Below are 3,941 nucleotides of genomic sequence, written 5' to 3'. Positions count from 1 at the left end.
CGCCAACGCTCCGAGACCACCTCGCTGACCGGTGCGGCGATGTCGAGCACGAACCCGGCCTCGTCGGCGTCGAGCGGTTCCAGGGTGGCGAGCTGCGAATCAAGGAGGGCGGGCGGCATGAAGTGGCCGGAACGCCCTTCTGTCCGTTCCCTGAGTACCTCTTTGCTGCCGTGCAGGTGCAGGAAAACGGTGTCCGGGGCTTTCTCGCGGATGGCGTCCCGATAGCTGCGCCGGAGGGCGGAGCACGCGAGAACCAGCCCGCCGTTGCCGGCGTTGGCGAGTTCGGTGCCCACGGTCGCGAGCCAGGGCCAGCGGTCCTCATCAGTCAGGGGCGTGCCCGCAGCCATCTTGGCAACGTTTTCCACCGGGTGGAGCGAATCGCCGTCGAGAAACGGAACTCCCAGCGCCCGGGCGACGAGGTCTCCGATGGTGGTCTTGCCGCAACCGGAGACGCCCATCACCACGATGCGCCGCGGCTGTTCCGTGGCTGCGCCGGGGTCGCCCGCCACGGCGATGTTCCTACCAGTCATGGACGGTGCCGTCCACGAGGCGGTTGTAGGGCAGGTAGGCCTGCTGGTACGGGAAGGAGTTGGCGGCTTCTTCGTTGAATTCGACGCCGAGGCCCGGCTTGTCGCCGGGGTGCAGGTAGCCGTCGGTGAAGGTCATGGACTGCTCGAAGACCGTGTTGGTCTTGTCCGAGTGCTGCATGTATTCCTGGATGCCGTAGTTGTGGATGGCCAGGCCCACGTGAAGCTGTGCGGCGAAACCGACCGGCGAAATGTCAGTGGGGCCGTGGAAGCCGGACTTGATCTGGTACTGCGCGGCGAAGTCCATGACCTTCTTCAGCGGCGAGATCCCGCCGAAGTGCGTTGACGCGGCCCGGACGTAGTCGATCAGCTGTTCCTTGATGAGGGTCTGGAAGTCATAGACCGTGTTGAAGATTTCACCGATGGCCAGCGGCGTGGTGGTGTGCTGGCGGACCAGGCGCAGCCCTTCCTGGTTTTCGGCCGGGGTGCAGTCTTCGAGCCAGAACAGGTCGTACGGTTCCAGGGCCTTGCCGAGCTTGGCGGCCTGGATGGGGGTCATGCGGTGGTGGCCATCGTGCAGGAGCGGGATTTCCGGGCCGAATTCGTTGCGCACCGCTTCGAAGACGGTGGGCAGGTGGCGCAGGTAGGCGCGGGTGTCCCAGTCTTCTTCCTGCGGAAACGCACCGCGGCCGGCTGGCTCGTAGTCGTAGCGCTCGCCCGAGGCCTGAGCCTGCGCGGCCACGCCGTAGACGGCCTTGATGCCCGGGATCGCGGTTTGGATGCGGATCGACTTGTAACCGAGTTCCAGGTGCTCGCGGACCGAGTCGAACAAGGAAGGGATGTCCGCGCCCGAGGCGTGCCCGTACGCGCGAAGACCGTTGCGGGAGGCGCCGCCCAGGAGCTGGTACACCGGCAGTCCGGCCACCTTGCCCTTGATGTCCCACAGGGCCATGTCGACGGCGGCGATGGCGGCCATGGTAACCGGGCCGCGGCGCCAGTACGAAGAGCGGTACAGGAACTGCCAGGTGTCCTCGATACGGTGCGGGTCTTTGCCGATCAGCAGCTGCGCGACGTGTTCCTTCAAGTACGCGGCCACTGCGAGTTCACGGCCGTTCAGGGTCGCGTCGCCGATGCCGGTCACGCCGTCCTCGGTAGTGATCCGCAAAGTCACGAAGTTCCGGGTAGGGCTGGTCACGAAGACTTCAGCGGCAATGATTTTCACAGCTGGTCCTTTCAGGGTTGCTGATCGAGGGCTGGCCTGGCCCGGATGCGACGTGCACCACAGGGCGGGTAAAGACGATCTTAGAATGGATGACAATTATTGGCAACCGGTTGCAGTATTATTTCGTCGAGATTTTTTCTGGCCCGGCGGTTTCCCGAGCGGTTTCCCCGGCCGTCGACGAGGCAAGTTCCGAGGCTGCCCGCTCGACGGGAGTCGCGGACTCGGCCTCCGCGCCAAATGGCTCTGAGCCGGATGCTTCCAGGGCGCGACGGGCCTTGATTTCGCCCAGGATCTGGGCATGGAACGCGTCGGTCAACTTGTACTTGGCCATAACGACGATCGCGAGGACGGTCATGATGGCGGGCAGCGCACCTGCGGCAAACTGGATGGCTTGCAGGGACTCGGCGCTGTGCGTAGTGCCGGACTTATAACCGCCGGCAGCGAGAGCATATGCGGCAAGGGCGCCGCCGACGGCTTGGCCCGTCTTACGGGTAAAGGAGAACAGTGCGTAGGTGATGCCTTCAGTCCGGACACCGGTTTTCCATTCGCCGTACTCCACAGTGTCTGCTTCCAAGGCCCACACCACGATGTTGACGGCCATCACGCCAAGCATGCTCAGGAGCAGACCCGCGAATCCAACCCAGACGAGGGTGGCCGGAGCGAAGAAGACGATTGCGCCGCCGATGATAGCGAGGAAACCGGCAGCCACGTAGATGGTCTTCTTGCCGAAGTTTCGGACCAACCTCGGCATGAGCGGAGCGAGGGCAAAGGTCACCACAAGCTGGACGATGGAGAGGACAGCGTAAAGATCCAGCCTGCCGAGGACGTCGCGCAAGTAGTACAGCTGCACCGAAGACAGTGCCATGTAGCCGGTCAGGAAGAGGAAGGAGCTGAGGCACAGCATGAGCAGGGGACGGTTTGTCTTGAGCGTCGCCATGCTTTGCTTGAAGGAAACTTTGGGTACCGCACGGTGCACCCGCTCCTTGGCGGTCAGGAACGTGAAGAAGTACAGAGCCGCGCCGATCGCGACGAAGGCCAGAGTAATGATGGTGAACGTGGACTGCAGGTTGGCGCCGGGCTTGATCAGCGGAGCTACGAAGATGCCCAACGCGGAACTGACCAAAAGGGCGCCGACCATGCGGGCGGATCCGAGCTTGGCTCGCTCCCCCGGCTCCTGGGTCATCGCGCCCGCTAGCGAACCGTACGGGATGTTGACCAGCGAGTAGGCCAGGCCCAGCGCCGCATATGTCACGTAGGCATAGAGCAACATCCCTGTTTCGCCGACCTGTGGAATGGAGAAGGCCGCGACACTCAAAAGCAGCAATGGGATGGAGCCGAACATGATGAACGGGCGGAATTTTCCGAAGCGCTTGCTGTAGGCGCGGTCAACCAATCGTCCGGCGAAGACGTCGGCGAAAGCGTCGAAGATCCTGACCGTAAGCAACAGGGTGCCGGCGGCCGCCGCGGATATGCCCGCGACGTCGGTGTAGTAGACAAGCAGGAACATGGTGGCAGTAGTAAAGGCAAGGTTGTTGGCGGCGTCGCCAGCCCCATAGCCTAGGATGCTGAGTTTGCTGAGCTTATTCATTGCGGGCTCCTTTACCCTTGCCGATACCCCATGCCCCGGCTTGCGATGATGGAAAAGCTTCGGCCGACTAGGCCAGAAATTGTTGAAGCTTGATGTAATTCTAATCACCCTGGCAATCATTCGGCAAGCGGTTGCCAAATGTTTCCATAGAAACTTTCCAACTTCTGGGCACATTCAAGATGTGAGCGAGCGATGCCGAAAAGGCCGTCAAAGATGAGCGAGCGTCAGGGGAAAGTGCCACATATCCGAGCGAGCGTCAGTTCCGGCAAACGCCCGCTCACATATGACCCGACTCCGGCGAACGCCGCTCACATATACCGGGCCAACGACGACGGCGCCCGTCGCCTTCACGGGGAAGGCAACGGGCGCCGTTGAAAGTGCCTGTCGGATTAGCTGAGGTTGCCGGCAGCCGCGAAGGACTCGGCCAAACCCTCAACAAGGTCCACGATCGCCCTGTCTTCAACCAAGTCCGGATCCACGAGGCCGAGCAAAGCCTCGAGCCGGGTACGGCCAGTGAGGAGGTTCGCGGCGGCGATCCCTGCCGCCTGCGGGTCCTGGAGACCTGTTGCCGTGGCGGTGTAGGCGGTCCAGGCCGCGATCATCC

Annotated in this window: 3 protein-coding genes and 1 pseudogene; all 4 read right to left on the bottom strand. The window is 62.9% G+C overall.

Annotation, left to right across the window (positions count from 1 at the left end):
- The coding region (locus AHiyo1_RS26040; protein WP_253257117.1) for a gluconokinase at nucleotides 1-530 on the bottom strand (530 nt) is incomplete at its 3' end.
- Nucleotides 520-1,749, bottom strand: coding sequence for a D-mannonate dehydratase ManD (gene manD, locus AHiyo1_RS01935; RefSeq protein WP_059387443.1), 1,230 nt, complete (start codon nucleotides 1,747-1,749; stop codon nucleotides 520-522). The genes AHiyo1_RS26040 and manD, both read right to left, overlap by 11 nt.
- Before the next feature lie 118 nt (nucleotides 1,750-1,867).
- Nucleotides 1,868-3,337 carry a glucuronide transporter gene (gene uidB, locus AHiyo1_RS01930; RefSeq protein ID WP_059387442.1) on the bottom strand — a complete coding sequence of 490 codons (1,470 nt, stop codon included), beginning with the start codon at nucleotides 3,335-3,337 and terminating at the stop codon, nucleotides 1,868-1,870.
- Between the two features lie 389 nt (nucleotides 3,338-3,726).
- Nucleotides 3,727-3,941, bottom strand: a pseudogene (locus AHiyo1_RS01925) (mannitol dehydrogenase family protein); the annotation flags it as partial.

Origin of the sequence: Arthrobacter sp. Hiyo1 (assembly GCF_001263615.2) — a bacterium.
In the GTDB taxonomy this organism is placed as follows: Bacteria; Actinomycetota; Actinomycetes; order Actinomycetales; family Micrococcaceae; genus Arthrobacter.
The sequence above is the reverse complement of the archived record's forward strand: the minus strand, read 5'-3'. Positions and strand labels throughout refer to the sequence as shown.

What these genes read in the sequence shown, in the direction of transcription:
- uidB (WP_059387442.1), bottom strand. Translation starts at nt 3,337, where the DNA reads ATGAATAAGCTCAGCAAACTCAGCATCCTAGGCTATGGGGCTGGCGAC.